Origin of the sequence: Paenibacillus hamazuiensis (assembly GCF_023276405.1) — a bacterium.
GTDB classification, from domain to species: Bacteria; Bacillota; Bacilli; order Paenibacillales; family NBRC-103111; genus Paenibacillus_AF; species Paenibacillus_AF hamazuiensis.
In genome coordinates this window covers 1,267,284-1,293,613 of the sequence record NZ_JALRMO010000001.1, presented here as the reverse complement: position 1 = coordinate 1,293,613, position 26,330 = coordinate 1,267,284, and the positions used below count along the sequence as shown (strand labels likewise).

General features: G+C 54.5%; 28 protein-coding genes and 1 riboswitch. Of the genes, 14 read left to right on the top strand and 14 right to left on the bottom strand.

Annotated features, from left to right (window positions below; genetic code table 11):
* The 5 genes from MYS68_RS05420 (at position 1) to MYS68_RS05400 (ending at position 5,084) form a co-directional block, all read left to right on the top strand.
* Positions 1-1,692 (top strand): methyl-accepting chemotaxis protein, encoded by a 1,692-nt coding sequence (locus tag MYS68_RS05420; protein ID WP_248924846.1) that lies wholly within the window; start codon positions 1-3, stop codon positions 1,690-1,692.
* A gap of 337 nt (positions 1,693-2,029) precedes the next feature.
* Positions 2,030-2,806: an ABC transporter permease gene (locus MYS68_RS05415; protein WP_248924845.1), complete on the top strand. Its 777-nt coding sequence runs from the start codon at positions 2,030-2,032 to the stop codon at positions 2,804-2,806.
* A complete protein-coding gene (locus tag MYS68_RS05410) occupies positions 2,803-3,594 on the top strand; it encodes an ABC transporter permease (protein WP_248924844.1) in 792 nt (263 codons plus the stop codon). The genes MYS68_RS05415 and MYS68_RS05410 overlap by 4 nt, the downstream gene beginning before the upstream one ends.
* Before the next feature lie 40 nt (positions 3,595-3,634).
* Entirely contained in the window at positions 3,635-4,603 is a 969-nt protein-coding gene (locus MYS68_RS05405) for an ABC transporter ATP-binding protein (RefSeq protein WP_248924843.1), read from the top strand.
* Positions 4,604-4,625: 22 nt separating this feature from the next.
* Positions 4,626-5,084 (top strand): NUDIX domain-containing protein, encoded by a 459-nt coding sequence (locus MYS68_RS05400; RefSeq protein WP_248924842.1) that lies wholly within the window; start codon positions 4,626-4,628, stop codon positions 5,082-5,084.
* Between the two features lie 11 nt (positions 5,085-5,095).
* Here MYS68_RS05400 and MYS68_RS05395 read toward each other — a convergent pair whose 3' ends face one another.
* Positions 5,096-5,911, bottom strand: a complete 816-nt coding sequence (locus MYS68_RS05395) for a DUF6492 family protein (RefSeq protein WP_248924841.1) — start codon at positions 5,909-5,911, stop codon at positions 5,096-5,098.
* 258 nt (positions 5,912-6,169) lie between these two features.
* On the opposite strand from MYS68_RS05395, the gene MYS68_RS05390 reads away from it, so the two are divergent.
* A complete protein-coding gene (locus MYS68_RS05390; protein ID WP_248924840.1) occupies positions 6,170-6,916 on the top strand; it encodes a metallophosphoesterase family protein in 747 nt (248 codons plus the stop codon).
* Positions 6,917-6,998: 82 nt separating this feature from the next.
* Here MYS68_RS05390 and MYS68_RS05385 read toward each other — a convergent pair whose 3' ends face one another.
* A complete protein-coding gene (locus MYS68_RS05385; RefSeq protein WP_248924839.1) occupies positions 6,999-7,667 on the bottom strand; it encodes a spore coat protein in 669 nt (222 codons plus the stop codon).
* 159 nt (positions 7,668-7,826) lie between these two features.
* Between MYS68_RS05385 and MYS68_RS05380 the strand changes: the two genes are divergently transcribed.
* The 3 genes from MYS68_RS05380 (at position 7,827) to hisC (ending at position 10,641) form a co-directional block, all read left to right on the top strand.
* A complete protein-coding gene (locus MYS68_RS05380; RefSeq protein WP_248924838.1) occupies positions 7,827-9,047 on the top strand; it encodes an MFS transporter in 1,221 nt (406 codons plus the stop codon).
* Positions 9,048-9,190: 143 nt separating this feature from the next.
* Positions 9,191-9,373, top strand: coding sequence for a hypothetical protein (locus MYS68_RS05375; protein WP_248924837.1), 183 nt, complete (start codon positions 9,191-9,193; stop codon positions 9,371-9,373).
* A gap of 164 nt (positions 9,374-9,537) precedes the next feature.
* A complete protein-coding gene (gene hisC, locus MYS68_RS05370; RefSeq protein ID WP_248924836.1) occupies positions 9,538-10,641 on the top strand; it encodes a histidinol-phosphate transaminase in 1,104 nt (367 codons plus the stop codon).
* A gap of 129 nt (positions 10,642-10,770) precedes the next feature.
* On the opposite strand, the gene MYS68_RS05365 is transcribed toward hisC, so the two are convergent.
* Entirely contained in the window at positions 10,771-11,406 is a 636-nt protein-coding gene (locus MYS68_RS05365; RefSeq protein WP_248924835.1) for an O-methyltransferase, read from the bottom strand.
* 201 nt (positions 11,407-11,607) lie between these two features.
* On the opposite strand from MYS68_RS05365, the gene MYS68_RS05360 reads away from it, so the two are divergent.
* On the top strand, positions 11,608-12,774 hold the full coding sequence (locus tag MYS68_RS05360) for a THUMP domain-containing class I SAM-dependent RNA methyltransferase (protein WP_248924834.1): 1,167 nt from the start codon (positions 11,608-11,610) through the stop codon (positions 12,772-12,774).
* Positions 12,775-12,895: 121 nt separating this feature from the next.
* On the opposite strand, the gene MYS68_RS05355 is transcribed toward MYS68_RS05360, so the two are convergent.
* From MYS68_RS05355 to thrC, 8 genes are all read right to left on the bottom strand, one after another.
* Entirely contained in the window at positions 12,896-13,747 is an 852-nt protein-coding gene (locus MYS68_RS05355) for a nucleotidyltransferase family protein (RefSeq protein ID WP_248924833.1), read from the bottom strand.
* A gap of 158 nt (positions 13,748-13,905) precedes the next feature.
* On the bottom strand, positions 13,906-14,820 hold the full coding sequence (locus MYS68_RS05350) for a DHH family phosphoesterase (protein WP_248924832.1): 915 nt from the start codon (positions 14,818-14,820) through the stop codon (positions 13,906-13,908).
* A 169-nt stretch (positions 14,821-14,989) separates the two neighbouring features.
* Complete coding sequence (locus tag MYS68_RS05345) at positions 14,990-15,793, bottom strand: DUF2935 domain-containing protein (RefSeq protein WP_248924831.1); 804 nt, start codon at positions 15,791-15,793, stop codon at positions 14,990-14,992.
* Between the two features lie 99 nt (positions 15,794-15,892).
* Positions 15,893-16,171, bottom strand: a complete 279-nt coding sequence (locus MYS68_RS05340; RefSeq protein ID WP_248924830.1) for a hypothetical protein — start codon at positions 16,169-16,171, stop codon at positions 15,893-15,895.
* Positions 16,172-16,240: 69 nt separating this feature from the next.
* Positions 16,241-16,327: riboswitch (cyclic di-GMP riboswitch) on the bottom strand.
* 201 nt (positions 16,328-16,528) lie between these two features.
* On the bottom strand, positions 16,529-18,022 hold the full coding sequence (locus MYS68_RS05335; RefSeq protein WP_248924829.1) for an esterase-like activity of phytase family protein: 1,494 nt from the start codon (positions 18,020-18,022) through the stop codon (positions 16,529-16,531).
* Between the two features lie 147 nt (positions 18,023-18,169).
* Entirely contained in the window at positions 18,170-18,394 is a 225-nt protein-coding gene (locus tag MYS68_RS05330) for a YuzB family protein (RefSeq protein ID WP_248924828.1), read from the bottom strand.
* A 1-nt stretch (position 18,395) separates the two neighbouring features.
* Positions 18,396-18,698, bottom strand: coding sequence for an iron-sulfur cluster assembly accessory protein (locus tag MYS68_RS05325; RefSeq protein WP_248924827.1), 303 nt, complete (start codon positions 18,696-18,698; stop codon positions 18,396-18,398).
* 103 nt (positions 18,699-18,801) lie between these two features.
* On the bottom strand, positions 18,802-20,079 hold the full coding sequence (gene thrC / locus MYS68_RS05320) for a threonine synthase (RefSeq protein WP_248924826.1): 1,278 nt from the start codon (positions 20,077-20,079) through the stop codon (positions 18,802-18,804).
* A gap of 125 nt (positions 20,080-20,204) precedes the next feature.
* On the opposite strand from thrC, the gene MYS68_RS05315 reads away from it, so the two are divergent.
* The 4 genes from MYS68_RS05315 to MYS68_RS05300 all read left to right on the top strand — a co-directional run bounded on the left by MYS68_RS05315 (position 20,205) and on the right by MYS68_RS05300 (position 23,739).
* Entirely contained in the window at positions 20,205-21,101 is an 897-nt protein-coding gene (locus tag MYS68_RS05315; protein WP_248924825.1) for a LysR family transcriptional regulator, read from the top strand.
* A 523-nt stretch (positions 21,102-21,624) separates the two neighbouring features.
* Positions 21,625-21,987 (top strand): winged helix-turn-helix transcriptional regulator, encoded by a 363-nt coding sequence (locus tag MYS68_RS05310; RefSeq protein ID WP_248924824.1) that lies wholly within the window; start codon positions 21,625-21,627, stop codon positions 21,985-21,987.
* A gap of 35 nt (positions 21,988-22,022) precedes the next feature.
* The gene (ytvI, locus tag MYS68_RS05305) at positions 22,023-23,120 is read left to right on the top strand and encodes a sporulation integral membrane protein YtvI (RefSeq protein WP_248924823.1); all 1,098 of its coding nucleotides are present in this window, start codon (positions 22,023-22,025) and stop codon (positions 23,118-23,120) included.
* A 46-nt stretch (positions 23,121-23,166) separates the two neighbouring features.
* Complete coding sequence (locus MYS68_RS05300) at positions 23,167-23,739, top strand: Uma2 family endonuclease (RefSeq protein WP_248924822.1); 573 nt, start codon at positions 23,167-23,169, stop codon at positions 23,737-23,739.
* A 106-nt stretch (positions 23,740-23,845) separates the two neighbouring features.
* On the opposite strand, the gene MYS68_RS05295 is transcribed toward MYS68_RS05300, so the two are convergent.
* The 3 genes from MYS68_RS05295 to racE form a co-directional block, all read right to left on the bottom strand.
* Positions 23,846-24,082, bottom strand: a complete 237-nt coding sequence (locus MYS68_RS05295; RefSeq protein ID WP_248924821.1) for a hypothetical protein — start codon at positions 24,080-24,082, stop codon at positions 23,846-23,848.
* Positions 24,083-24,220: 138 nt separating this feature from the next.
* Positions 24,221-25,423 (bottom strand): M14 family metallopeptidase, encoded by a 1,203-nt coding sequence (locus MYS68_RS05290; protein ID WP_248924820.1) that lies wholly within the window; start codon positions 25,421-25,423, stop codon positions 24,221-24,223.
* A gap of 94 nt (positions 25,424-25,517) precedes the next feature.
* Positions 25,518-26,327: a glutamate racemase gene (gene racE, locus MYS68_RS05285; RefSeq protein ID WP_248924819.1), complete on the bottom strand. Its 810-nt coding sequence runs from the start codon at positions 26,325-26,327 to the stop codon at positions 25,518-25,520.
* Between the last annotated feature and the right edge of the window lie 3 nt (positions 26,328-26,330).

Here is a 26,330-nt window from a genome sequence, read left to right as displayed (position 1 = left end):
ATGAAAATGACGATCAGCAGGAAGTTGTACGGCGGATTTGCGGCAATATTGATTCTTGCAGTAGCCATAGCTTCGGCTAACTATTACTTCATCGCCAAAGTGAACAGCGGTTATGCGGCCCTCGTGAACGAACGTGCGGCGAAAGTCAGCCTGATCAAAGATCTGAATACTACGATCGGCGATGAGCAGACCAGCGTGAACAGCTACTTGCTTACGGGGAATGAGACCGATTTTAAAAATTATGCCAAAGCCCAAGCAGCATATAAACAAATCAGCAGCAAGCTGGAGCAATCGATTACCGAACCCGACCAGTGGCAGATCCTGCAGGGGCTTGCTTTACTGCAAGGATTATACATAAGCTCTGCGGATCAAATGATCGATGCCAAGAAACAAAACAATATGGAGAAGGCCATCCAAACCGTAACGGCCCAGCAGCCCGTCATCCAAAAATTCAATGCAGCGTCAGATAAACTGGTACAAATCCAGGAAGACCTGATGAAAAAGGAACAACAGGCTATCGATAACATGGTGCTTTCCTCCAAAATATCGTCTGTTGTTATAACTGTCATCGCACTTTTACTCGGCATCGGAATTGCTTACGGAATCAGCCGGGCTATTTCCAAGCCGATCATACTGCTTTGCACATCCGCGGAAAAAATTTCATCCGGAGACCTGTCGGTCAAAGAAATCGCCGTTAAAAACCGCGACGAGATCGGCGATTTGGCCAAAGCTTTCAACCTGATGAAAAACAACCTGCGCCGGATTATTCAGGAGGTCGGACTGAGTGCGCAGCAGGTTGCGGCATCGGCGGAAGAACTTACAGCCGGAGCCGACCAAACGAGCAAAGTGACCGAACATGTGGCAAGTGTTACGGAGGAAGTCGCCACCGGTACGGAACGTCAGGTGAACAGCATTCAGGAAAGTCTGAACTCCGTTCAGGAAATGGATGCGGACGCCCAGGAAATCGCCTTCAAGGCCCAAAACGTATCCGAACACGCCCAGCAAACGTCCCAGATTGCGGCCGATGGAAATGCAGCGGTGGAAACCGCCATGAACCAAATGACCTCGATTCGCTCCACCGTACGCGAAATTGCTGAAGTAGTCCGCGGCCTCGGCGAACGTTCGGAGCAGATCGGTGAAATCATCGGGTTTATTACGGATATCGCCAATCAAACCAACCTGCTGTCGCTTAATGCCGCCATTGAAGCAGCAAGAGCAGGAGAAGCCGGAAAAGGCTTCGCGGTCGTTGCCTCGGAGGTGCGGAAGCTCGCGGAGCAAACCTCCTTATCCGGCCAAAAAATCGCCGAAGTCGTCAGCGGCATCCAGCATGAAGCGGCGGCCACCGTTAAAGCCGTCATGGACGGTTCCAAGGAAGTGGAAGCAGGCATGGATGCGGTGAGCAAGGCCGGGGAAGCTTTCCGTCATATCAATGAAGCGATTCGGGGAGTAACGGAACAAATTCAGGACGTCTCCTCCGCAACCGAATCGATGACGGCGGAAACGAAAATGATGGTCGTCACTTTTGAAACCGTCATGGAAATTGCCAATTTAACCGCTGAAGGGACGCAGAGCGTTTCGGCTTCCGCCGAACAGCAGCTGGCCACTATGCAGGAAATCACCGGTGCCGCGTCCTCTTTGACCAAGATGTCGGAGGAGCTGCTTGAATTGATAGCCAAGTTTAAGCTCGCCTAAATTCTTATCCGAAAAAAGAACATTGGAGCTGCCTCCCGCCTGTTTTGCGATGGGGGCAGCCCTTTTTCATCCGAATTTTTTTCAAAAAAAGATTGCCAAACCGTTCCACTTTTTGGTATGATGTTCTTCGTCTCTCGTTACGCCTCTACGCATTTCACCCAACTTCAAGTCACTTCAAAGCTTCCTTTCAACGCAGATCCGATCTTCACGTTCACCTGTTTTCTGACATTCGGCTAGTCGAAACGATGATTTCGATGCAGCCTTTTTTGGCTGCGCAAAAAAGCTCAGTATCGCTTTCGAAGCAAGTTTTGCTTCGCAAATCTCTCAGGAGGTGCCCATGCTCTTCTTCACGCTTGTAAAAAAAGCGTACGCCCGCAATTTGCAGTACCGGGCTTCGCATGCGATCAACACGTTTGCCAGCATCGTGTTCGGCCTCGTCTACGTCTGCATTTGGAGAGGAATCGGTGAAAATCAGCCGCTCGGCGCCTATGGCCTGCAGGGAATCGTCCACTATGTGGCCTTTAACCAGGTATGTTTGTTTATAACGACGTTTTTGACAAACGGCCTCGGGCTGCAGCAGTCGGTGCGAACCGGGCAAATCTCGCTTGAGCTCATGCGGCCGGTCCATCTGTTTTATCAGCTGATGGCCAAGGAATGGGGCCAAATCGGGTACCAGGCGCTGTACAAATCGCTGCCTATTTATCTGGTTTACGCAGCTATGTTTTCGATGCCGGTGCCGGCAAACCCGATCCGCTGGTTGGAAACGCTTGCAGCGCTTGCTTTGGCCGCTTATATCTCCATTTGCATCAACTATTTGATCGGCGTCGCCGCTTTATGGACGACCGAATCGGGCTGGCTGCATTGGACCAACATTTCCATGTCGATGGTATTCTCCGGCTATCTGATTCCCGTCGAATGGCTGCCGGGTCCGTTCCGGGACATCAGCCGCTTCTCCCCGTATCCGTATATCCAATATTATCCGACCAAAATATTTTTGGGCATGGAGCATGCGGACGTGCTGCCAGGCTCGCTCCTCTGGTGCGCGGTCTTTACGGCGCTCTGCCTTCTCTTTACAGCCATGGTCCGCAGCAAAGTGGAGGTGCAGGGCGGATGAACACCATACGCATGTATGCCATATTGGTCAAAGCCAGCGTACGCAGCCGCATGCAGTACAAGTTCAATTTCTGGTTCAGCTCGCTGCTTGCGTTCGTCATCAACACGATGGAATTTTTGCTGGTGGCGCTGCTGCTGTATCGGTTCGGCAGCATCAAAGGCTGGAGCCTGCACGAAATCGGCTATCTCTATGCGGTTATAACCTTGTCCAAAGCGATTTACCGGACGCTCGCCAACGACGTTCATCACCTGGAAAAATATTTGGTGACCGGCGATCTGGACCAGCTGCTGCTTCGTCCGGTGCCGATCCTGCTCGCGCTGATGTCGCAAAATTTCCGCATCATGATGGGCGAATACATTCAGGGAGGCGTTGTCCTCGTCTGGGCGATCTCGGTTTTGATGGCCTCCGGCCAGCTCACGTGGTGGGTGGTCCCGCAAACGGCGGCCGTAATCCTGACCGGCGCGGTTATTTTATTCTCCATCGGGTTCGGCACAGCCACGTGCGGCTTTTGGCTGACGAGGCTGAGCGAGCTGCAAAATCTGACGGAGGACGCCGCCCATTTTTCCGTCAAATATCCGCTTGAGCTGTACCCGAAGTGGCTGCAGGGCATTTTGCTCACGATCGTACCTGTCGGCGTCGCCAACTACCTGCCCTCTCTGTATGTGCTGAGGGACGAATACGGCGCTTGGCTGCTGGCGGGAACGGCAGGTTTCGCTATCTTTTTCCTATGGCTGATGATGAAATTTTGGATGTTTGGCTTAAGCCGTTATCAGAGCACCGGCAGTTGATGCCAACGCCCCACTTTAATATAGAAAGCGAGGATTCCCTTTGATCGAAGTAAACCATATTCGTAAAACGTTTTATACGGCGGCCCCTGCGGCAGGCCGATTCCACAGCTTAAGAGCGCTGTTTTCGCGGAGCAAAATGGAGAAGGCGGCGGTCGACGACATCAGCTTCCGGGTGGAAAAGGGCGATTTTGTCGGCTATATCGGACCGAACGGCGCAGGCAAATCGACGACGATCAAAATATTGACCGGCATCCTCCACCCGACCTCCGGCGAAGTTAAAATAGGCGGCTACAGCCCGCAAAAACACCGCAGGCACGTCGTCCGCCAGCTCGGCGTCGTGTTCGGACAGCGCAGCCAGCTGTGGTGGGACCTGCCGGTGCGCGATTCGTACGACATCCTCGCAGCGATGTACAACATCGGCGATGCCGACAAACGGCGAAGACTCGCGGATATAAGCGACCTGCTCGCCTTGGACGAATTCATCGATACGCCGGTGCGCAAGCTGTCGCTCGGTCAGCGGATGCGGGCCGATCTGGCCGCTTCGATGCTGCACGATCCGGATATTTTGTTCCTCGACGAACCGACCATCGGCCTTGACGTCGTCGCCAAACGGAGCATCCGCAGTCTGCTCAAAGTACTGAACCGCGAACTCGGCAAAACGATTCTGCTCACCACGCATGACATGGACGATATCGAGGAGCTGTGCGAGCGAGTCATCGTCATCAACCACGGCAGAATCGGGTATGACGGATCGATCCCCGACCTGCGGCAGCGCATCGGCTTGCCGACGGTCATGAAGGTGACCTTCCGCCGCCCCATTGAGCCTCCCGGGACACCGCCCGAATCGTTCCGCATCGTCAGCGTAAGCGGAACCGAGCTCACCGCCCTGTGCAACCGCCAGGAAATCCAGGCGATGGAGGTGCTGCGCCAACTTGACCTTTGGGGCGACATTGAAGACGTCCATATGGAAGAGCCCGATTTTGAAGATGTAATCCATAAGATTTATTAAGAAGAAGGAGAGTGTGATTCGGATGAACTATCATATCCGTATCCGAGCGTGTGCGCTCATTATTGAAAACGATGCCGTACTGCTGATCGAATTTGACGAAAACGGCATTCATTACAATTTGCCCGCCGGCGGCATGGAACCGGGGGAGGCGGTCCGGCGCGAGGCGCGCGAGGAAGCTTCCGTTGACGTGGAAGTCGGCCCCCTCGCTTTCGTTCATGAACGCGCTCCGCATTTGACCCAAATGGATCCTGGCGCACCGCATCAGATCAGCCTGATGTTCGACTGCCGGCTGAAGCCGGGCTCCGTTCCGAGACTGCCGGATCGCCCGGATCCTAACCAGATCGGCGTCAAATGGGTGCCTTTGGATCGGCTGCACGAAGTGAAGCTGTACCCGAATATCGGCAGCCGCATCGTGGAATATGCCCGCGATCGCTCCCGAAACCTGGAGCTGATCGAGCATCATACGCTGCAAAGCTATTAATAACCGGTTTTTTAACCGAACGCGCCTCTTGCGTAAATTTTCCGTTTGTGAAATGAGAGCGACCGGTACTTCTTGGCCAGCGTCTTTGCTCTTGCTTCGGATATCGCGGATGCGCTGGTGCTCAAGCTTTTGTTCAGGCATTTGCGAAAGACGATGCCGCCCGGATCCCGCGTATGAAGATAATTGCCGTAGGTTTCAAATTCGGAAAAACCGAACTGCTTCGTTTTGTCGATGCTGCGGATGATCGCGGAGTACCATGCCTCCTGGTGGCGCTCCTCGATGTCCCTTTTTAGCCGGGCCAGCTTCGTTTTGTCGAACAGCATGTAGTGCGCCACAAACGAACGGCGTGACGACTTCTTCCTTCCCATCAGCTTGGCGTACGTCCGATAATATTCGGGCTGGCTCCAGTCCCGGTAATAAAACACGGTTTTATCTCCCGAACGGAAAATGTGCGGGCGAATCAATACGGTGTCGGCGTCGATAACGAGAAAATAACGCTGCGTGGAGATCCTGTCCCCGCTTAGCTTGAGCAGCTGCTGGTAGAGCCATCCCGAGCGGTTCCATTTCTTCGTCCCGTAGCGGATATGCTTTTTCGTTATCGGCAGCACCCTCGTTTCGTCAACGAAGATGCAGCCCTTTCGGGCACATAACGATTTTATTTTTTCGCTGTTCGGCGAGACGATGAAAATGCGATGGATGGGATGCTTGACCTGCTTTCTCACTCCGTCAATGACAAAAGGAAGCGTGCCGAGATCTTTCTCGATCGCGGGAATAATCACATCTATGGGCGTTCCGCTGCCTGTCGGCGGCCTGCTTGATTCCGGCATACATATATTCATCCCCATCTTTTTCATATGGAATATGGTATGCCGGTGGGCGGGAAATGGAGAGAACAATTTAAGAAAACCGCAAAGAAACAGCTGTATACATGAGACTTTCGATTAAACGGGATAAGGCGATAGCTTCGAAATCAATTCCATGGTCCGTCCACCGATCAATCGACAGTCTCTAAATAGTAGGTAAGATCCGTGCGGAAGTGGTATAATGTGGTATACAAGCCAAAGCCGTAAAGGAGAATGTTTGACATGGACAAAATTGCCGTCATCTCCGATATTCACGGAAATTTGACCGCCCTCGAGGCGGTTGTCCGAAACATCCGCCAGCGCCGGATCAAGCGCATATTGTGCCTGGGCGATCTTGTAGGCAAGGGGCCCCAGCCTGCGGAAGTCGTCGACCGGATCAGGGAGCTGTGCGAAGTGACCGTTCAAGGAAACTGGGACCTCGGCATCAACCGTCCGCAGGACAAGCCGGCCGGACAATGGCAGGCGGAGCGGCTCGGGCAGGAAAGGCTCGACTATTTGCGCACGCTGCCTTTTTCCTGCGAGCTGGAGCTGAGCGGCAAATACATCCGGCTCTTTCACGCATCAGCGGTCAGCGTCGATTACCGCGTTCTGCGCAAAGCGGACAAGAAGGAGAAACGGGCAATGTTCGAGCTTACCGATCGGATAGAAGCGATGTATCCGGAGCGGACGCCCGATGTCGTCATCTACGGCGATATCCACATTCCGTTTATGCAAATGCTTAATGCAAAGCCAAGAACCGGGCTTACGCTCTGGAACGTAGGCAGCGTCGGGCTGCCGTACGACGGCATCGCGGAAGCCTGCTACGGCATCATTGAAGGAAAAACCGGGCCGGACCCGGCGCCGTTCGGGCTTCAGCTCGTACGCGTCCCGTACGATATCGGACAAGCGATCCGCGTCGCAGAGGAAGCGGAGCTCCCCCAGCTGGAGCGTTACCGGACGGAGCTCGAGACCGGACTTGAGTTCGAATAACGTTACTTCGAATTAAAAAAATGCGGTTCTGCAAGCAGTGACTTCTGCTTCGAGACCGCATTTTTGTCTGGACGGGGTGACGTTACTGCTGATATGCCGCCGTCGCGCCTGGCTGCATCATGCCGGATCGCATTCCCTGCATCGTACCCGTTTGCATGCCGCCATGCTGCATGAACGCCTGCGGATACGATTGCGGCTGCATCGGCTGGTAGCTGTGCAGGAATGTTTTGGCCGTATGATCGTTCATCGTCGGCACTTGATACAGCCCTTGCTGATTCATCAGCAGGAACACTTCATACGCTTGATTAGCGCAAGCCAGCGCCCCGTTCACCAGCATTTGCCGAACGTTCGGATCGGCGCATTCGAGCGCCCCCTGCATGTGCAGCTTCGCGGAATTTTTATGACAGGACAGCATCGCGCATAAAATTTGCGGATCGTTCAGACGTCCTTGCATTTCGGGGGCTACCGGCATCGGATGGTGCAGGCCGTATTGGATTTGCTGCGGGTGCATGAAGGCCGTCATATCGCGGTAAGGCGGCAGCTGCCGGTTCGCGGCGCTGTAATCGTGCGTATAAGCCACGAGCTGATCGTAAGCCGCTACGGCGGTTTGCAGGTGACGGTCGATCATCGAGCGGATCTGTTCGTTTTGCGCGAACTGTGCGTACAAAGCGAAATGGTTGATGAGGTTCAACTTTTCATTTAATACTTCATGGACTTCCATCGTTTCATGGGCGCCGAATGGCATGGACATACACATCTCCTTTATTGGGGATAAGTTAACAGGAAATACGGTTCCCGCCCAAAGGAAAAATTATGCAACCTTTTTTCCGTTCGAGAAGATGGCGGCGTTTATGGTACAATGACTTTTATTGGATGAATATAAGCCTTGACAGCAAAGGAGATTGGCGGCGTGGCCAGATGGAAAGTCAACTTGACGGTCTTGTGGTTGGGGCAGTTTTTGGTCATGAGCGGCATGACGATGATCGTCCCGTTTTTGCCTTTTTACATTCAGGAGCTCGGCATTCACGATCAGCATCAGGTCGCCATGTGGGGCGGGTTCATCTTCGCGGCCAATTTCGTAACATCGTTCATTGCACAGCCGATCTGGGGCGGACTTGCCGACCGTTACGGCAGAAAAATCATGCTGCTTCGCTCCGGCTTCGGCATGGCTGTCGTCATGGTGCTGATGGGTTTCGCAACGGCCCCATGGCAATTGCTCGTTCTAAGGATGCTGAACGGCACGATCTCCGGATATATGCCGGCGGCGGTCACACTTGTATCGGCCAACACACCGCGGGAAAAAATGGGCTTCGCCATGGGTACGCTGCAGTCCGGCCAAGTCGGCGGCAGCATTCTCGGCCCGTTGATCGGCGGATTGCTTGCGGAATGGGTCGGCTACCGGCCGATTTTTTACATCACCGGCGCCTGCCTGTTCGTCGCCTCCCTTCTGGCCCTTTTTCTCGTGAAGGAAAAATTCGATGCGGAAAAAGCGACCAAGCAGCCGAAGGAATCGATCATCGCCGGGCTCAAGGAGCTTGGCAAAACCCGGCAGCTTCCCGCTTTGTATACCGTCACTTTCGCCATTCAGTTTGCGATGCTCAGTCCGATGCCGCTCATTCCGCTTTTCGTGCAGGAGCTTCACGGGCAGGACAAGCTGCTGGCGTTTTATGCGGGGATGGTCGGTTCCATCACCGGCTTTTCCAATATGATAGCATCCCCTTTGCTTGGAAAATGGAGCGACCGGATCGGTCCGGAAAAGGTGCTCGGCGTCGCCTTGATCGGAGCGGCGCTAAGCTTTATCCCGCAGGCGTTCGTAAGCAACATTTGGCAGCTGATGGCTTCCCGGTTCTTGCTCGGCATTTTTATGGGCGGGATGCTGCCATGCGTGCAGACGTTGATCCGCAAATACACCCCGAACGGGATGGAAAGCCGTTCCTACAGCTATAACTCGAGCGCGCTGAGCCTCGGCAACATGCTCGGGCCGGTCATCGGCGGCGCTTTATCGGGGTGGCTCGGCATCCGCGGCATTTTCCTGATGACCACCGTGCTTCTGATCGCGAATTCGTTATGGGTTCGCCGGTCGCTGTACGGCAAAGACCGCCGCGAACAAGGAACAGCCGGGCAAATATAATCATTTACCTCTGCACTGCCGAATAATTGTCAAGTTTATCGTTAAAATTTTCTTTAGAATGAATTTGAACTATAGTCAATTTACCTAGAATATGCTATGATCAGGAATAAATTGGCATATCCCTTTTTCGGGAGGGTACATTGTTGAAAATCAATATCAAGCGAACCATTGTTATCGCTATTTGTGCCGAATTGCTTCTCATGTATTGGACGCACATGGAACTCAGAGAAAGCAGGAGACATCAAACCGTTTACAACAAACAGCCGGGCGGGCTGCAGTTAACCGATAACTCGAATTCCGAAGCCGCCGGCAACAGAGAAATGTGAGATTTTTCTTCGACTAAGAATGGAAGTATGCGGGACAATCCCTTATGCAGCGTCATCATTTGCGGGTTGTCCCTTTTGTATAAGAAAATGCTTTACTTAGATAACGCGTTAATGTATTATCTTATTATCGCAACAAAGAAAATAAAAAAAGGAGCGATCCACTTATGCCATCATCTTCATTCGTACCGGCCCGTGAAGCACTAAGAAAGTTAAAACCGTATTCTCCCGGAAAACCGATTTGGGAAGTGCAGCAGGAGCTCGGTTTAACGCATGTCGTTAAGCTGGCTTCCAACGAAAACCCTTTGGGGGCCTCGCCGAAGGCGTTGCAAGCGATCCGCGACAGCCTCGCCGACATTCACCGTTACCCTGACTCCCACACTTCGCTGCTGAAGACGGCTTTATCCGAAAAATACGGCTTCTCCCCAAACCAGTTCATCGCCGGCAACGGAGCGGATGAGCTGATTACGCTTATCTCCGAAACGTTTCTCGAAGCGGGAGACGAAATCGTCGTTCCGGCCCCCTCCTTCAGCGAATACGAATTCGGCGCATTGCTGATGGGCGCCGAACCGATTATCGTTCCGCTTCGCGACGGGTACCGGTACGATGTCGACGATTTGCTGCAGGCGGTCACCCCGCGTACGAAACTCATATACTTGTGCTCGCCTAACAATCCGACAGGCACCTATTTGCCCAAGCCGGAGTTGGAGCGTCTGCTCGGCGCGCTGCCGCCCCGCGTGCTTGTCGTGTACGACAGCGCCTATGCCCATTACGCAACCGAAGCGGATTACTGCGACGGGATGGAATTTGTGCGCCGCGGCTTTCCGCTCATCGTGCTGCAGACGTTCTCGAAAATATACGGGCTGGCCGGCATCCGGGTCGGCTTCGCCGTCGCACCCGAACCGGTCACCTCATCGATCGCGCAGGTCAAGGAGCCGTTTAACGTCAACGCACTCGCTCAAGCTGCTGCGGCGGCGGCTCTTCAGGACGACGCTCACGTCGAAGCGTCGCGCCGGGTCAACGAAGCCGGCCGAACGCAGCTGTATGCCGGACTGCAGAAGCTTGGCGTTCGCTTTACGGAGAGCATGAGCAATTTTGTGCTGGTCGATTTGGAAACGAACGCCAAAAGCATTTATGACAAGCTGATGGCCAAAGGGGTTATTGTCCGTTACGGTGCCATTTGGGGTCTGCCCGATCATCTGCGGATCACCGTTGGAACATTCGAGGAGAACGAAGCGCTGCTTCGTGCGCTGGAAGATGTGCTGGGGTGATGGGTTTGTGCGCCTCCCGTTCACATGAGAGCGCAAAAAGCCGCTTTCGTCGCCGGGGTTCCCCCGGAGCGAAGCGGCCTCGAGGGCCGAGCGGCACTCTCCGCGCCACTCGCCCCTGTTCCCGCCCGCTTACTTCACGCGGGCGATCGCCAGTCCGTCGTATGCCGGCAAAATAACGCTCTCGAGCCGCGGGTCGCCCGCGATCATCGCATTAAACTCGCGCATTTTGACGACCCGGTTCCCCTGCTGAGCCGGGTCCATAATTTGCCCGCGCAGGAGCGTGTTGTCGCCGACAACAACAGCTCCCGGATTGGCCAGCCTGATTGCCCACTCCAAATAATTCGGGTAGTTGCCCTTATCCGCATCGATGAAAAACAGATCGAAGCGCTGCCCTTCCGCCTCCAGCTGCTGCAAGCTGTCCAGCGCTTCTCCGACCCGGTATTCGACCCTGTCGCCTAAACCGGCTTCCTGCAAATGCCGGTGCGCCATCTCCGCGTACTCCTTCATCAATTCCAGTGAGACCAGCTTCCCGCCTTCGCTCAATCCGCGGGCCAGGCATATCCCGCTGTACCCTCCAAGCGCGCCGATTTCCAGCACACGCGACGCGCGCATCATCTTGACAAGCAGCGTTAACAGTCGCCCGTAGCCCGGCTCGATGGATATTTCCGGCATGCCGTGAGCTCGGATGGCTTCGGTTACTTTTTCCAAAACCGGATCGGGTTCGAACAGCGATTCCACATACGTCTCCGCGTTTGGCGTCTCCATGGTTGACTCCTCCTAAGCTTTTTTTGCTTTATCCCTTTTGTATGCGCACCTTTTCCTCAGCGCCATTTGTCAGTCGGGCTGCTTTCGCCTATACTAAGTAATTGTATGGCTTTTCCAAGCCAAGTTGCAAGCCCGCCCGGCAAGCGACTGCCTGGCGGGCTTACCTAACATGCCAATAGCAAAAATGGAGTGAACCCCTCTATGGCCAAAATACAACTGATTGCAACCGCGCCCATGGGCCTCGAAGCGATTGTCGCCGACGAAATCCGGCAGCTCGGATACGATGACGTGACCGTGGAAAACGGCCGCGTCACGTTCGCCGGCGACGAACTTGCCATCTGCAGAGCCAATCTGTGGCTGCGCACCGCCGACCGGGTGCTTATTAAAATGGGCGAATTCGCTGCCCGCACGTTTGACGAGCTGTTCGAAGGAACGAAGGCGCTCCCTTGGCCCGACTGGATTCCCGAGGACGCCGAATTTCCGGTTGACGGCCGTTCGCACAAATCGCAGCTGTCGAGCGTCCCCGCCTGCCAAGGGATCGTCAAGAAAGCGATCGTCGAAAAAATGAAGACGAACTATCATACCGAATGGTTCGAGGAACGGGGACCGCGCTACCGCATCGAAGTGTCGCTTCTGAAGGATATCGCCACATTGACGCTGGATACGACGGGCGTCGGACTGCATAAACGCGGCTACCGCAAGCTGATCACCGAAGCGCCGCTTAAGGAAACGATGGCCGCCGCCATCGTGCTGCTCAGCAAATGGCGGGCGGAGCGCCCGTTCTACGATCCGTTTTGCGGCTCCGGCACGCTGCCGATCGAGGCGGCTATGATCGGCTGGAACATCGCGCCCGGGCTGCGCCGCAGCTTCGCCGCCGAGGATTGGCCGGCGGTGCCGGAGAAGCTGTGGCGCGAGGCGCGCGACGAAGCCTACGATCTCCTGCGGGATGACGTCCCGCTGGAGATCACCGGCAGCGACATCGATCCAGCCGCGATCGATGTCGCCCTCGCCGCCGCGAAGGCGGCCGGGCTCGCAAGCGAGCTGCGCTTCCGCACCGAGCCCGTGGCGAAGATACGCCCGAGCGGCGACTACGGCTGCCTGATCACCAATCCGCCGTACGGCGAGCGGCTCGGCGATCAGCAGGAGGTCGAGCGGGCGCTTCGTCAGCTCGGCGGCATCACAGCGGCGATGCCGACCTGGAGCGTGTTCGTTCTGTCGCCAAGCCGGCAGCTCGAACACTATATGGGCCGCCCCGCGTCGCGCAAGCGCAAGCTGTACAACGGCCGGATCGAATGCCAGCTGTATCAATACTGGGCTGCCGGCGGCGTGTACAGCGTCGCGAAGAAATCGCCGGAGCCGAAGCTATGATGAACGTTTCATCATAGCCTTTTTTTCATGAGAATAAGCACATCACCGCCTTGATGCCCCCGCCGTAAACTCATCGCTGAAGACGCGGGCATCTCCGTTTAATTTAAAGCGATTGTACCGTTTAGCTCGACAGCCTGTTGTTTTTTACCAGCAGATCCGTTTCATGAACCAAATCGTTTAACATGTTTAAGGCCTTCTCCAAGCCGATTTGATCTTCTGCAAGTAAGGTCATGACGTCATTTATTGTATTGGAGTAGCTGCCTGGGACCATGCTGAATGAATCGGCGATGGCGGCAGCTCCTTTTTCGTTCATCCAGTAAGTTTCGTTAAGCGCAAACAAAACTTGATTCAGGCACGAGACTGACCTGAAACAACATCCGGCGATGTAAGATAAATCTTTTTTATATATCGCTTTTTTCCCGATCTCGAGAGAAAACGCCGCTTCCCATAAAAATTTTTGAATGATCGCTTTTTGCAAAAGGTGCGGATACGGTTTTGTTTTGGCTTTCATTTCCTCGATAACACCTGACGGATCCCATAACACCTTGCATAGCGCGATTTCAGCTAAATAAACGGCATTGGTAAATCCATGAGGATGCCCCGGCTGGTAGTCGATTGTGACCTCCCCCATAAGGCATTGGTCCATGACTTTGGACACTTTATTTAGATCGCGGTATATAAAATCGACCGGTGTTTGGTTCACTTGAAGCCAACCGCCGCCATTTATCCACGGTCCCCAGCCACCGATTTCCGTAATTAAGCCGTCCCTGCTATCGTCGTCCAAGCTGGAAGCCGCTCGGCGAAGTTGGGCAATGTCCAACCCGCTGCCCGGGCTATAATAAATTCCAATATCGATATCGGATTTGGGATTTTCAGTCCCCCTGGCTCTTGAACCGCCAAGAACCAGAGCCTGTACACCGCCGATTTGCTTAAGATTTTCGACAATTTTTGAAATAATATGTTGCACATCCATACCGCTCACTCCTTACCGAATATGACCATGAAAGATGCGTCGAGCATTCAAAACGTATATTTGTATTACTTACCATTCCTTATAATATACATTTATTCAAAAAAGCCGCCGGACCTGCGCCCCGAGGCGCAATTCCGAACGGCTTATCTTCCTTGTGATTATCCGTTTTGCTTCATCGTATCGACCAGCTTTTGCAGCACTTCGGCCGCTTGCTCGTACGGCACCTGGCAGGTGCCGGCCGCCTTATGGCCGCCCCCGCCGTTAGTCAGCATCAAAGCGCCCACGTCGGTCTTCGATGTCCGGTTGACGATGCTGTGCCCGCAAGCGAACACGCAGTTTTGTTTGTTCCGGCCGTCGACGATCCAAATGGAAATGTTTTGTTCCGGGTACAAAGCGTAAACCATGAAGCGGTTGCCCGGATAAATCGGGTCCACATCGCGCAGATCGGTAATGATCACATTGCCGTCCACCCGCGTATATTTGGCAAGCATTTCGCGGTATTCCTTGTCCAGCTCGAAATAACGCTTCACGCGCTCCTGAACGTCAGGCAGCTGCATGATCTCTTCGATCGACATCGTCGCGCAATGATCGACGAGTTCCTCCATCAGCTGATAATTGCTGATCCGGTAATCGCGGTAACGCCCCAAGCCGGTGCGGGCGTCCATTATAAAGGAAAGAAGGTCCCAACCCTTCGGATTCAAAATGTCCTCTCTGGAAAACTGTGCGGAATCCGCTTTATCGACGCCTTCCATGATGCTGTCGATATCGCCGAACTTTTCCTTTCCCCCGTAGTAATCATAGACGACGCGGGCAGCGCTCGGAGCGACGCGCACCTCGCCTTTCACGCCAGCCTGTTCGGCGGTTCGCTCGATCTCGCTCGAATGATGATCGAACCAGAGGCCACAGCCCGGTACGTAAGGCACATTCGCCAAAATATCGTTTTCCGTAACCTCAATCAATCCATCCTGCACATCTTTCGGATGGACGAATTTCATCTCGTCGATCATACCCAGTTTCTTGAACAGCATGGCGCATACAAGGCCGTCGAAATCCGAACGTGTAATCAATCGCATGTTGGCTCCCCCTCTTAGTTCCGCGGTACTATGTAATTTCATACTTCTTAATTATAAAGGCATGCCGGTTCATGCGACAATAAAATTTTACTAAATTTTAGGCTTCACTATTTTAAAAAAAACAGTCCCGGACCTGTATTGTCCGGGACGGTGCGATACGAAAAACGGACTACTCCACTCTCGGCTTGCCTGGGTCGCATGCAGGAGCCTTGATCTCCGATACCAGAGACAGCTTCGTCAAGTAATAACATTCTTCGCGGTACATATGGTCGGCCATGAGCGGCGATAAAGTGCCGAGCAGTTCGAGCTTCAAATCCATTTCCTCCAGCTCGCCAAGGAATTGCATGAACAACACCATCTCCAGCTCCACTTCCTTATTGAACCGGGATAAGGCGGGAAACTTGCCAATCTGCGCCCGCAAATATCCGGCAAGCTCCACCGCTTTGAAATAAAAGTCCTGGAAATGCTTCTCGAATGTTTGGCTCATCTCAATAAGCCGCTTCTCCGTAAAATCGAGGCTGCCGGCAATCGAAGCCGCATGACCGACTGCGTCGACCAGCCATACGATATGGTGGTGGGTTTCATGATATAAGGGCGGTAGTTCTCCGGCAACAAGAGCACCGAGAACGCGCAAATACTCCTCTACCTCGTTGACCATATGGTTGACAAACGTAGGCGGCAAGTTAAAATCAAATTGCTCCGTCAAATGGCGGCGCAGCAAATGGAGCTTGAAGGCGCGAATTTCTCCAGCCTTCTCATAGGCCGCCCTGTTTAGCCTGGCTATGTCCGGCGCCGAACCCCGCGCCGCTTCAAGCAGCCTGTCGAACGCTTCGATAAAGCCGGCGGCCCGGGCCGCCTCCGCCTGCTCTTTGACCGGCAGGGCGTTCAGAATGAAACGGGCATGGTCGCCGAGCACTTGCAGCCAAAAACGGTGTTCAAACAATGCGGATTCCAAATAAGCGGTTTGGTCCACGATTTTTCCTCCCAGATTAGGCTTTCTGAACGTATAGCACATTGTATGTGCATTCGCCCAGATAAGTGCCTTACCGGGGGATTACTTTATTTCTTCAAATTAAACCAGATGAGGCTGGGCCAGTCTTTCCTGCAAATAGCCGAACAACTTCAGAAAAAAATCGTGCCCCCGGTCCAAACGTACCGACAGCTTCACCTCGCCCTTCCAATAGATAGTGCATATGAAATGACTTTTACCGATCACCATTTCAAGGTCCCAGCACCTCTCGCGCAGCGGATATACTTCACAATTGATCGTGAGCTGCGGGCCCTCGTCGGAAGGAACGATTCCTATTTCGTCAGAACCCACCTTGGTATATACCGTTTGTTCGAACTGCATGTCCTCATCTCCCTCAAAAATATCATGCATCAACCAAATAAACCGGAGAGGGTCATGCAGCCCTCATCCTTCGGTAGCTGGCTGGCTTTGCGCAGATGCACTTTAGCCCCTGTAGCTTTGCGACGCTGATTTTCATCAGTTCTGCCGTTATCGGGATGACGCGAATGTTGTCGTACTTTGTAAACTTTTCTCCATAATTAGAATAAGGGATGAGGCAGGAAATTGGGATATTTCCAATTACCTATTTTATAAAAAATCAACAGAGCCGAAAGACCCAATTTAATCATCTGGACAGGTAAAAAGGAGAACCCGTGAGCCGGATTCTCCTTGAGACCCTACCATATGCATGCCGCAACTTTATTCATACAGATCTTCGTTCACCTGAATGACGTACATTTGCGTCGGTACATTTTTCACTTGAAGTTTGCCATTGTCGTCGTAACCGTTCACACCGTAATCGTTATCGTTAACAAATGCGATCGTATTTTTATCGATTACCGCAAGCCCTTCGATTTTCTCGTAAGGATAACCGAGCTTCGCGATATCGACAACCAGCTCTTTCGCTACCGGCACGATCCCCTGCTCTTTGAGCTGATCGGCGGAAAGCTTTTCGAAATCCTTTTCACTCGTTTCCGTGCCGAGCAGGTTCGTCGCCTTGGAGAAATCGGCTTTATAAATGCGCTTGAGCTGGACATCCGCTCCGGAATTTTTGTCGCGCTCGTCGACAAGCAGCACGTCGGCAGATACAGCGGCCAGATCGCTGATGACGACATCCTTCTGCGCGACTTTGGCGAACATTCCGGCATTTTCCGCGATGTATAAGTATTCGCCGACCGGTTTTTTGGTCGCCAGATCGATTTTCAAGATGCGTAGGTTACGCGATGCTTCCCCGGTTTTCTTGTCCGGATTGGCGAGCGGGCTTTGGATCGACGTGTACAAATATTTGCCGTCCGGAGTGATGGTGACGCCTTCGAAGCCGCGGTTCGATATCCGCTTGGCATAGACGGCGGGCAATGTATCGAAAATTTCCGTCTGTGCGCCGGCTTTGACCAAAGCGTCCTTCATCCCCTGCGGCACGTAGCGGCCGACGATCGTACCGTCACGTTTTACCTGCAAAATCGAAGGGCGGTATTCGTCGGACAGCCAGAACGTGTCGTCGGCAGGACTATATGCAATGCCTTCCAGATCGAGCCCGTCCGGATCGTAAGCAAGCTGCTTGGAGCCGGTGATGTCGTACGGAACCTCGTCCGGTCCTTCCAGGTTCGGCAGGCCGGTCAGATTGGCATTTTGCGTGACCTTGTCCGTTTTGCCGGCAGGCAGATGCAGCTGGATCGTCTCCAGCACCTCGATCGTTCCGTTCGACGCTTTGATTTTTTGAAGGCGCGGCACGAAGTTTTCCGCAGGGAAGGTGCGGAGCTTGTCCTTACCGAATTCTCCGTTAGGTCCGCGGTCCTCCACAACGTAAAATACGTCGGCAGGATCATTCGGCAGATGAACCATGCCCGAAAATCCTCCGTCTTTAATGCCGGCCGCGAGCTCGGACGGGTTTTTCCACTCGTGAACGGCTGCTACTTTAGGAACATCCTTAAGCCGGATGGACTGCGTCCACTCGTTCCATTCGACCTGCTTGCCGAGCGCTTCGCCGAGAGTGCGAAGCGGCACATAGGTGCTGCCGTCGATGATGACCGGGTCCTTGTCCGTTTTAACTTCCTTCCCGTTCGACCATAAGCCGAATTTGACGCCTACCGCCTTCATGCCGCCTTCCTCCGCACCGGCGATTTGCGCGCCGGCTAACGTCATTGCAGCCAGCGCTGCGATAAGCCATCTGCGTTTTTTAAACCATCTTTTCATTAAATGCCCCTCCCCATCATTATGCGAATGCACTCCAATCAGCATAATTTCGGCATGTTTCGGGAAGATGAGCGGGATATGAAGATTTTGTAAATAAAGCGATACAAGCCGAAAAGCAAAAAGACGCAAAGCCGTAAGCCTGCGTCGTTATTTCACGTATTTCTTCGCCTTCTCGAGCGCCTCGTCTTCGGTTGCCCCGGTGATGTACCGGCCGTTGATGTAAATGAACGCAAACCGCGAGCACGGCCCGCAGTACGATTTGCACGCCACCTTGATGTCCGCGTCCGGAGCCATTTTTTGCAGCTTCGGCAAAAATGTTTTCAGCTTGATGTGCTTGCATTTGTCGCAAATCCGAATGTCGTTTTTAGCCATCTCAGTGATCGCCGTGGTTGCCTTTGCTCGGGTTCGTAATGACGAAGCCTTCCTGCGGCAAATACAAGTAGTCGATTTTGATGCCGTCAAGCAGCGGCTCGCCTTTTTCGACGATGACGTCGATCTGCTTGTCCGTAGAAACGACTTCATCCTTATCCGTCGGGGTATCGAGGCCGAGGCCGTAATGGGCGTGATCGCCATGCTTATGCGTCACGACGACGCGCACCTTCAGCTCCTTGTTTTCTTCTTTTTCCATTTCGGCGAGCAGCACCTTGGCTGCGTTTCTTGTAATTTTAACGTTCATGCGGCATCTCCCATATTCGTAAAATTTGCATTTCCCTCTATTGTAATGAAACCGTAAAAGGAAAGCAACCATACGAACGGTGTTTCGTTGCGGCGGCCGGGGGTCACATTTCGCCGAGATGGCGGCTTACTTCCTCCGGGGTAAGCCGGACGGGCATGATGCGATTAGCGAGCCTCGCTCCGAACGCTTCGTCGATATGGTATTCGCGCAGCGCATCGGTATCCTTCAGCATGTGGCCGGTCAGCAGGCAAACCGCGGTTTCGTCCTTATCGATGCACCGCTCGCGCGCCAGCTTGCGCAGTCCGGCCACCGCCGCCGCGGACGCCGGCTCGCAGCCGATGCCGCTCGCGTCGACATGCGCCTTCGCGTCCATAATCTCCTCGTCGCTGACGGACACGGTCACCCCGTCCGTTTGCTCCAAGACGTAATGGAGCGCCTTTCTCCAACTGGGCGGATGCCCGATGTTGAGCGCGGATGCCCGGGTATGGGGGCGAGGCTCCGGCACAAGCATGCGATCCCCGCGCCGCGCCATCCGGTGAAACGGGCTCGCTCCCTCCGCCTGCACGATCGCCACCCGCGGCAGCTTGCCGATAAAACCGAGCCGGTGCAAATCGGCAAGCCCCTTGCCGAGCGCCGTCGCGTTGCTCAATGCTCCGCCAGGGAGCACGATCCAGTCCGGCAGCTGCCACTTTAGCGTCTGCGCGATTTCGTACACGATGCTTTTTTGCCCCTCGATTCGCACGGGATTGATCGAATTGCACACATACAGTCCCAGTACTTCGCCATGTTCCTCGCAAAATCGGACGCCGTCGTCGTAAGTCCCTTCAATCGTCAGCACCTTGGCTCCATAAGCCAGCGTTTGCAGCACCTTGTTCAAGGAAATGCCCTGCCCCGGCAGCAGCACGTACGATTCCAGCCCGGCGAATGCCGCATACATCGCGAGCGACGAGGAAGTGTTGCCCGTCGACGAGCAGGCAAAGCGGCGATAGCCGAGCGACCGACCGTACGAGACGGCCGCCGTCATCCCGTGATCCTTGAAGGAGCCGCTCGGATTTTCCGAGAGCGCCTTCAGCCATACGGTGCGGATGCCCGCATACCTGCCGATCGCTTCGGAAGCGTATAATCCCGTATTGCCCTCGTATTTGGTCACGATGTGCCGGTCGTCCAGCTCGGGCAAAATCAGCTCCTTGTACCGCCAAACGCCGCTCGCGTACGGACCGTTTCGCTCCGCCAGCCTTTTGGCGAACTGAGCTTTCAGCCGTTCGGTGTCCACACCGGCAAAATCATGCCGGATATCGAGCAGCACACCGCATTCGCAATAATATGCCGCACGGCCGGTTTCCGCATATTGTTTCCCGCAAGTCATGCAAGCCCATTTCATAATGACGCACCGCCTCTTGTTTTATTGGAAGACCTGGTTTTACAATAAGCGGTTTTCGGTTATAAATAAAATATATATTATTTATGTTTTCATCAATTCATTTTATGAATTGCAGGTGACTTCCGATGAATTTGCATGCGCTGCGCATCTTTTACGAAGTGGCGTCACGAGGAGGCGTCACGAAAGCCGCGGAGGCGCTTCATATCAGCCAGCCGGCGGTGAGCGCCCAGCTCCGCAATCTGGAGAAGGAGCTTGGCCTCACGCTGCTCGCTCCTCACGGCCGGGGCGTTCTGCTGACGGACGCCGGCGAGACCGTCTACGCCGAAGCCCGCAGGCTGTTTACGCTGGAGCGGGATATCGAAGGGCGACTCGCGCATTATGCGGCCGGACGGTCCGGCAGGCTGCGCATCGCCGCGACGTATTTGCCCGCGAATTTTTTGCTGCCCGGCTGGCTGGCCCGCTTCACCGCAGCGTACCCGGACGTCGGGCTCGAGGTGACCGCGACGAACTCGCGGGACGCGTACGAGCGGCTGCTCAGGTACGAAGCGGACCTGGCGGTCGTCGGCGGCGCCGCGGCCGCTTTGTCCGGCATCAGCCGCGAAGAGGTGCTCGCCGATCCGGTCTGGTTCGTCGTGCCGCGCGGTCACCGGCTTGCCGGCAAGCATGCGCCGCTCGCCGAGCTGCTGCGCGAACCGTTCGTGATGCGGCAGGCCGGCAGCTCGATGCAGGAGCTGCTGCTCGCGCTGTGCCGCACGCATCAGCTGCCGCCGCCCGCCGCCGCGCTCACGCTCGGCGGGCAAAACGAAACGATCCGCGCCGTCATGGCCGGCTTCGGAGCGTGCCTGTCGTCCGCGCTGGAAGTGCGGACGGAAGTGGAGCGCGGCGACGTCGCGCGGGTGTTCGTGGACGCGGAGCTGCCCGCGAACCCGATCGCGCTCTGCACGCGCGCAGGCGATCCGCTCCAGCCCGCCGCGGCCCGGTTCGCGGAGCTGGCGCGGCAGCAGCTACCCGGCGGCGCGTAGATTGGCGCCTTCCGCGCGTCTTCACCTACCTGAGAGCGCATTTTCACGCTCTCGGCCTCGGGCAGAGGTGGTTTCACGCGCTGTGAGACGCTTTTTCCGTCTCTCGGCACTTCTTCTCCGCCTTCCGCGTGCCTTCTCTCGCCTGAGAGCGCATTTTCACGCTCTCGGCCTCGGGCAGAGGTGGTTTCACGCGCTGTAAGCCGCTTTTTCCGTCTCTCGGCACTCCTACTCCATTTTCCGCGTGCCTTCACTCGCCTGAGAGCGCATTTTCACGCTCTCGGGCTCGCGCGAAGCCCGTTTTGCGCGCTGTAAGCCGCTTTTTTCGCCTCTCGGCACTTTTGGCCTCCCGGCGGCCCCAATCTATTGATATTGCGGTCTTCTTTCTATATCATGGATAGTAGTGAAACGTTTTAAATATTATTTCAATTCGGTTATCTAGTTACCCACGAGTAAGTGGGGGGAACGGATGGCCGATATGACGTTCACTTGATTTGCGGCAGCCATTTTGGAAAGGAAGGGATTCATGATGTCCAAACTTGAAAACGAACGCCCGATGACCGCCAGCAATTACATACCGAAGCAGCCGACGTACATCGAATGCTCGATCGAAAAAACGCTCGATGTGATCGGCGGCAAATGGTCGTTTCTCGTGCTGCGCGAGCTGTTCTGTGGAACGAAGCGGTTCGGAGAGCTGCAGCGCAAAGTGAAAAACATCAGCCCGAAGTCGCTTACCGACACGCTGCGCCACCTGGAGGAGCAAGGGGTGCTGGAGCGCACCGCATACCCGACAGTCCCCGTCACCGTAGAATACAAGCTGACTCCCAAAGGGGAAGATTTGCATCAAATTTTGAAAGAAATGAAGCTGTGGGCGGCCAAATGGACCTAGGTCCGATACCGCTAATCCGACCATGAGGTGCGTACATGATCTCGTTTTATAAAAAATATTACAAAACGGTGTTCGACATTGCTCTGCTCCTGCTGACGGTATATTTGTTTATGCTGCTGTTCAGCTATTTGTATCGCATTGCGACGCCGATTTTTCTCGCATTGATCATCTATTTGATCATCGAGCCGCTGGCCCGCTTTTTCCACAAACGGGGCATGAAAAAGTCGATCGCTTCGGCGATTTCGACCGTCATTTTCATCCTCGTCATTCTGGGCGCATTAACCGGAGCCGCTTTCATCTTTACCTCGCAAATTTTGGCGCTGAAAGAAAAGCTGCCCGACTATATCCGCATCCTGCAGGAGCAAATTTTGCTGAAGTCGGACCTGCTCCAGAACCGTCTCGCCGCTTTGCCCCTGGACGTGCTGGATGAGGCGAAAAATTACATAACGACCATTACGGAAAAAGCATCGAAGCTCGCTACCGGCTTTTTGACCGGCACCTTCAATGCGCTCACTTCGTTTTCCACCTTCGTCGTCAATTTCATCATCGGGATCATTTTGGCTTACTTTCTCAGCATCGAAATCGAATCGTGGAAGAGGCTCGCCCGCGACAACACGCCGAAAACGTTCAAAAACGCTTATTATTTTATGAAGGACAACGTGCTGATCGGCATCGTCGGATATGTGAAGGCGCAGCTGAAGCTGATCAGCCTGACGTTTATCGTCATTTTTGTCGCTTTGCTCGTACTGAACGTACAGAACGCGTTTTCGATCGCTCTTTTGTCGGCGATTTTCGATGTGCTGCCACTGCTGGGCGTATCCACGCTGTTTATCCCATGGATCATTTATTTGTTTGTCGTCGGGCAAACGACGCTGGCGATTTGGCTGACTGTTCTGCTCGGCATCGTCATCTTGGTGCGGCAAATCATGGAACCGAAAATTACCGGCGATTCGCTCGGCGTTTCCGCTTTTACGATGCTGTCGTTTATGATCATCTCGCTGTCCCTGTTCGGGGTCGCGGGGCTGATCCTGTCGCCGGTGTTGATCATCACGATCAAGGCGCTTTACGAGCAAGGGTATCTTCAGCGGTGGATACGGATGCCGCAGGAGGAGTACGAGCCGGAGCAGATTTGATCGGTGATCGGCTGACCTGGTTAAAAAGGTGCGAGGAGATCAATAGATGAGTACGCCTTCGGAAAGTAAATTGTTCACGTACGGGGATTACCTGACTTGGCCGGATGAGATTCGGTGTGAGATTATCGACGGCGTCATTTACGATATGACTCCCGCCCCTTCGACGACTCATCAGAGGCTGCTGGGAAGCTTGTTTAATCGTTTTTTCACATGTTTAGACGGGAAAACATGCGAAGTATTCGCAGCCCCGTTTGACGTACGTCTTCCGAAGCCGAATGAAAAAGATATGGAGACCACAACCGTCGTCCAGCCGGATATCGTCGTCGTTTGCGATCCCGATAAGCTGGACGAACGAGGCTGCAAAGGAGCGCCCGACCTCATCGTCGAAATCATCTCCCCGTCTACCAGCCGTATAGATTTAAAGATAAAATTATTTTTGTACGAGCGTGTGGGAGTCAAAGAGTACTGGATCGTATTTCCGAACGAGAAGGTCGTGCAAGTATATCAGCTGGACGACAACGGGAAATACAGCCAATTCGAAGTATTCGGAGCGGACGATGAAGTCCGGGTGGGCATATTCGAAGATTTGACCATTCGCCTGCATAATGTATTTAAATGAAAAAAACGCTTCAACCTAACACTGCCTCAGGAGTCCGCTTTTCGTCCGAACGAAGCTCCGGACCGCCTCCTGAGGTTTTTTTGCGCCGAAGCTTGTCCGCCCCGAACTACGGCAAATGCTTCCGCTCCATCCACTCTGCGAAAAAGTTCGCAACGATCATCGTCACGGCGATGTCGTCGACAGGCATAAACGGCATCGCATCGGGCAATATCCAGTACAGCAGTACCGGTACAATAAAAAGCAGCTTATACCGCAGCGGAACTTGCGGCGACATCAAAATCCGCAGCACCCGTTCGCCGACACGTTTCCAATGTCTGAGGGACAGCAGCTTTTTCACAGGCATCCTTCCTCTCCGAGCTTGTGTACCGTATAGTATCCGACTCCGGCTTCCATTTTATCCCTTAAGGCAAAACAGACCGGCGCACTGCCGGTCCGCCATTTTCCGCCCATCGATGAGAGCAGCTATTTCGAGCTCGCCTTTCTACACATGAAGCCCCTCAATCATCAATCCGACTACCTCGTCGTAAAGCTGCGGGAACAGCGCGACCGGCAGCGGGTTTGTGCCGAGCCCTACCTCAACCGTAAAACCGGGACGCCGATACTCCTGAATGAACCAATCCTTGTAACCCGCGTCGCTTCCGGTCAGCTTGACCGGCTTGTAACCGCTCGCTTTCCCCAGCCTGCAGGCGATCTCTTCCGCCTCCACCGGCTCCAAGCCGCGATAATTCCAGTATATCTCCTGCCCTTGCGAATGAAAAGCGATCACTCTGCAAAAATCGTGGCAGCGCGTAAACTGGGCGAGCGCAATCGCCTCCGGTTCCGTCAGCGGTGCCAGCCCGGGGTAATCGCGCGGTCCCGGACCCGGGACATCCCGTCGATCCCGTTCGATTTCCCAATGTGCCGGAAATTGATCGTTCAGATCGACGCCGCGGACGTTCGCTTTCCAGCGCTGGAAATGAAACGATCCAAAATTCCATTCGAGCAGCTGCTCATAAAACGGGTGCTGCGGAGTAATCCCTTCCTGGACAAGCTCCACCCCGTCCGGGTTCACCATCGGCACAACCCATAGCGACGTTTTTTCGTATAATTCTTCCATGGAGCGGCCCCTTAAGTTTTCCCCGCAAGCGTAAGCGGATGCATAATCTTCAATGAATTTCATGAGGAGTGGGGTCGTAATCCATTCGTTGGCATGAACGGCGCCATTATAGTGTACCTCCTGCGCGCCGCAGCCGATCCGGATGGCCGGAATCCTTTTGCCCAGCACGCTCACGCCAATATCGCACACTTCAAGGAAAGGGTACGCCGACTTCAAACGCGTGATGTTTTCCACGAGCTCCGCATAACCGTAATCGTCCGCAGTCTGAAAGGCCGTCAACCCTCTGCTTTCCGGCAAAACGATCGTTTGTCCGATACGCAGCCTGCGGTGGTCCACTCCCGGGTTGGCCGTTTGCAAATCGGTCAGCGCGATATTAAACCGGCGGGATAACTCCCGGAGAGTATCCCCCGCCTGAACGACATACAGCGAGTCCGGCCGTTCCGGAATGCGGATGACCTGGCCGGGATACACGTAACCGCTCGTCTGCAGCCCGGGATTTTCGGCATAGATCGACTCAATCCGGACGGCATACCTTCGGGCCAGCCTGTGCAGCGTATCGCCTTTTTGCATAACATAGGTTAGCGCCATTTGGGCCACCTTCCCTTCCCGCATAAGCTGCTACCATTGTATGCCCTGCCCGAAATAAACAGACCGCCCGGAGCGGACGGTCTTAAGGCTCGCTTTATACGATGTGGGGAATCTGCCAATCGAAAGGAGTGACATGGACATTTCGGTGCAGCCACGATTCGGCGATTTTTTGAAACATCCCCGGATCCCCGCTGCAAAAAAAACGATGCTCCGGCATTTCCTTGCCGCCGGCCAAAAGCCCCCGATGTCCGAGGATCGCGCTGGCCTCGCGCGCCGTTTCCTCCGCCGAGCTGATCAGCGTCACGTTCGGCCCCATAATTTCAGCAATGAGCTCGGATAAAAACGGATAATGGGTACACCCCAAAATCAGACAGTCCATCGGCACTTCGCGAAGCGGAGCCAGCGAACGCTCCACGACGTCCCTGGCGTCTTTGCCGCCGAACAGTCCCTTCTCGACGAGCGGCACGAGCAGCGGACAAGCCGTGCTGACCACCTCGATCCCCGGCGAAATGCTTTGCAGCGCATGCTCATAGGCTCCGCTGCGAATCGTACCCAGGGTTCCGATGACTCCCACTTTTCCCGTACGCGTCGTTTTGATGGCGGCTCGGGCTCCCGGATGGATCACGCCCAGCACGGGGACGGACACCTGCGAGCGGATGGTGTCGAGCGCTACCGCAGTCGCCGTATTGCAGGCGATGACGATCATTTTCGGTTGAAACCGGACCAAATAATCAACAATTTGTCTCGTAAAAAGCAAAATCTCGACGGCAGGCCGTGAACCATAAGGCGCGCGCGCCGTATCGCCAAAGTAAACAATCTTTTCCTGAGGAAGCTGCCGCATCACTTCCTTTACAACGGTAAGACCGCCTACTCCGGAATCCAAAATGGCTATCGGTTGCTGCACGTA

Coding starts and splice junctions, on each gene's coding strand:
- MYS68_RS05420 (WP_248924846.1), top strand. CDS start 1: ATGAAAATGACGATCAGCAGGAAGTTGTACGGCGGATTTGCGGCAATA.
- MYS68_RS05415 (WP_248924845.1), top strand. CDS start 2,030: ATGCTCTTCTTCACGCTTGTAAAAAAAGCGTACGCCCGCAATTTGCAG.
- MYS68_RS05410 (WP_248924844.1), top strand. CDS start 2,803: ATGAACACCATACGCATGTATGCCATATTGGTCAAAGCCAGCGTACGC.
- MYS68_RS05400 (WP_248924842.1), top strand. CDS start 4,626: ATGAACTATCATATCCGTATCCGAGCGTGTGCGCTCATTATTGAAAAC.
- MYS68_RS05395 (WP_248924841.1), bottom strand. CDS start 5,911: ATGCCGGAATCAAGCAGGCCGCCGACAGGCAGCGGAACGCCCATAGAT.
- MYS68_RS05390 (WP_248924840.1), top strand. CDS start 6,170: ATGGACAAAATTGCCGTCATCTCCGATATTCACGGAAATTTGACCGCC.
- MYS68_RS05385 (WP_248924839.1), bottom strand. CDS start 7,667: ATGTCCATGCCATTCGGCGCCCATGAAACGATGGAAGTCCATGAAGTA.
- hisC (WP_248924836.1), top strand. CDS start 9,538: ATGCCATCATCTTCATTCGTACCGGCCCGTGAAGCACTAAGAAAGTTA.
- MYS68_RS05365 (WP_248924835.1), bottom strand. CDS start 11,406: ATGGAGACGCCAAACGCGGAGACGTATGTGGAATCGCTGTTCGAACCC.
- MYS68_RS05360 (WP_248924834.1), top strand. CDS start 11,608: ATGGCCAAAATACAACTGATTGCAACCGCGCCCATGGGCCTCGAAGCG.
- MYS68_RS05355 (WP_248924833.1), bottom strand. CDS start 13,747: ATGGATGTGCAACATATTATTTCAAAAATTGTCGAAAATCTTAAGCAA.
- MYS68_RS05350 (WP_248924832.1), bottom strand. CDS start 14,820: ATGCGATTGATTACACGTTCGGATTTCGACGGCCTTGTATGCGCCATG.
- MYS68_RS05340 (WP_248924830.1), bottom strand. CDS start 16,171: ATGCAGTTCGAACAAACGGTATATACCAAGGTGGGTTCTGACGAAATA.
- MYS68_RS05335 (WP_248924829.1), bottom strand. CDS start 18,022: ATGAAAAGATGGTTTAAAAAACGCAGATGGCTTATCGCAGCGCTGGCT.
- MYS68_RS05330 (WP_248924828.1), bottom strand. CDS start 18,394: ATGGCTAAAAACGACATTCGGATTTGCGACAAATGCAAGCACATCAAG.
- MYS68_RS05325 (WP_248924827.1), bottom strand. CDS start 18,698: ATGAACGTTAAAATTACAAGAAACGCAGCCAAGGTGCTGCTCGCCGAA.
- thrC (WP_248924826.1), bottom strand. CDS start 20,079: ATGAAATGGGCTTGCATGACTTGCGGGAAACAATATGCGGAAACCGGC.
- MYS68_RS05315 (WP_248924825.1), top strand. CDS start 20,205: ATGAATTTGCATGCGCTGCGCATCTTTTACGAAGTGGCGTCACGAGGA.
- MYS68_RS05310 (WP_248924824.1), top strand. CDS start 21,625: ATGATGTCCAAACTTGAAAACGAACGCCCGATGACCGCCAGCAATTAC.
- ytvI (WP_248924823.1), top strand. CDS start 22,023: ATGATCTCGTTTTATAAAAAATATTACAAAACGGTGTTCGACATTGCT.
- MYS68_RS05300 (WP_248924822.1), top strand. CDS start 23,167: ATGAGTACGCCTTCGGAAAGTAAATTGTTCACGTACGGGGATTACCTG.
- MYS68_RS05295 (WP_248924821.1), bottom strand. CDS start 24,082: ATGCCTGTGAAAAAGCTGCTGTCCCTCAGACATTGGAAACGTGTCGGC.
- MYS68_RS05290 (WP_248924820.1), bottom strand. CDS start 25,423: ATGGCGCTAACCTATGTTATGCAAAAAGGCGATACGCTGCACAGGCTG.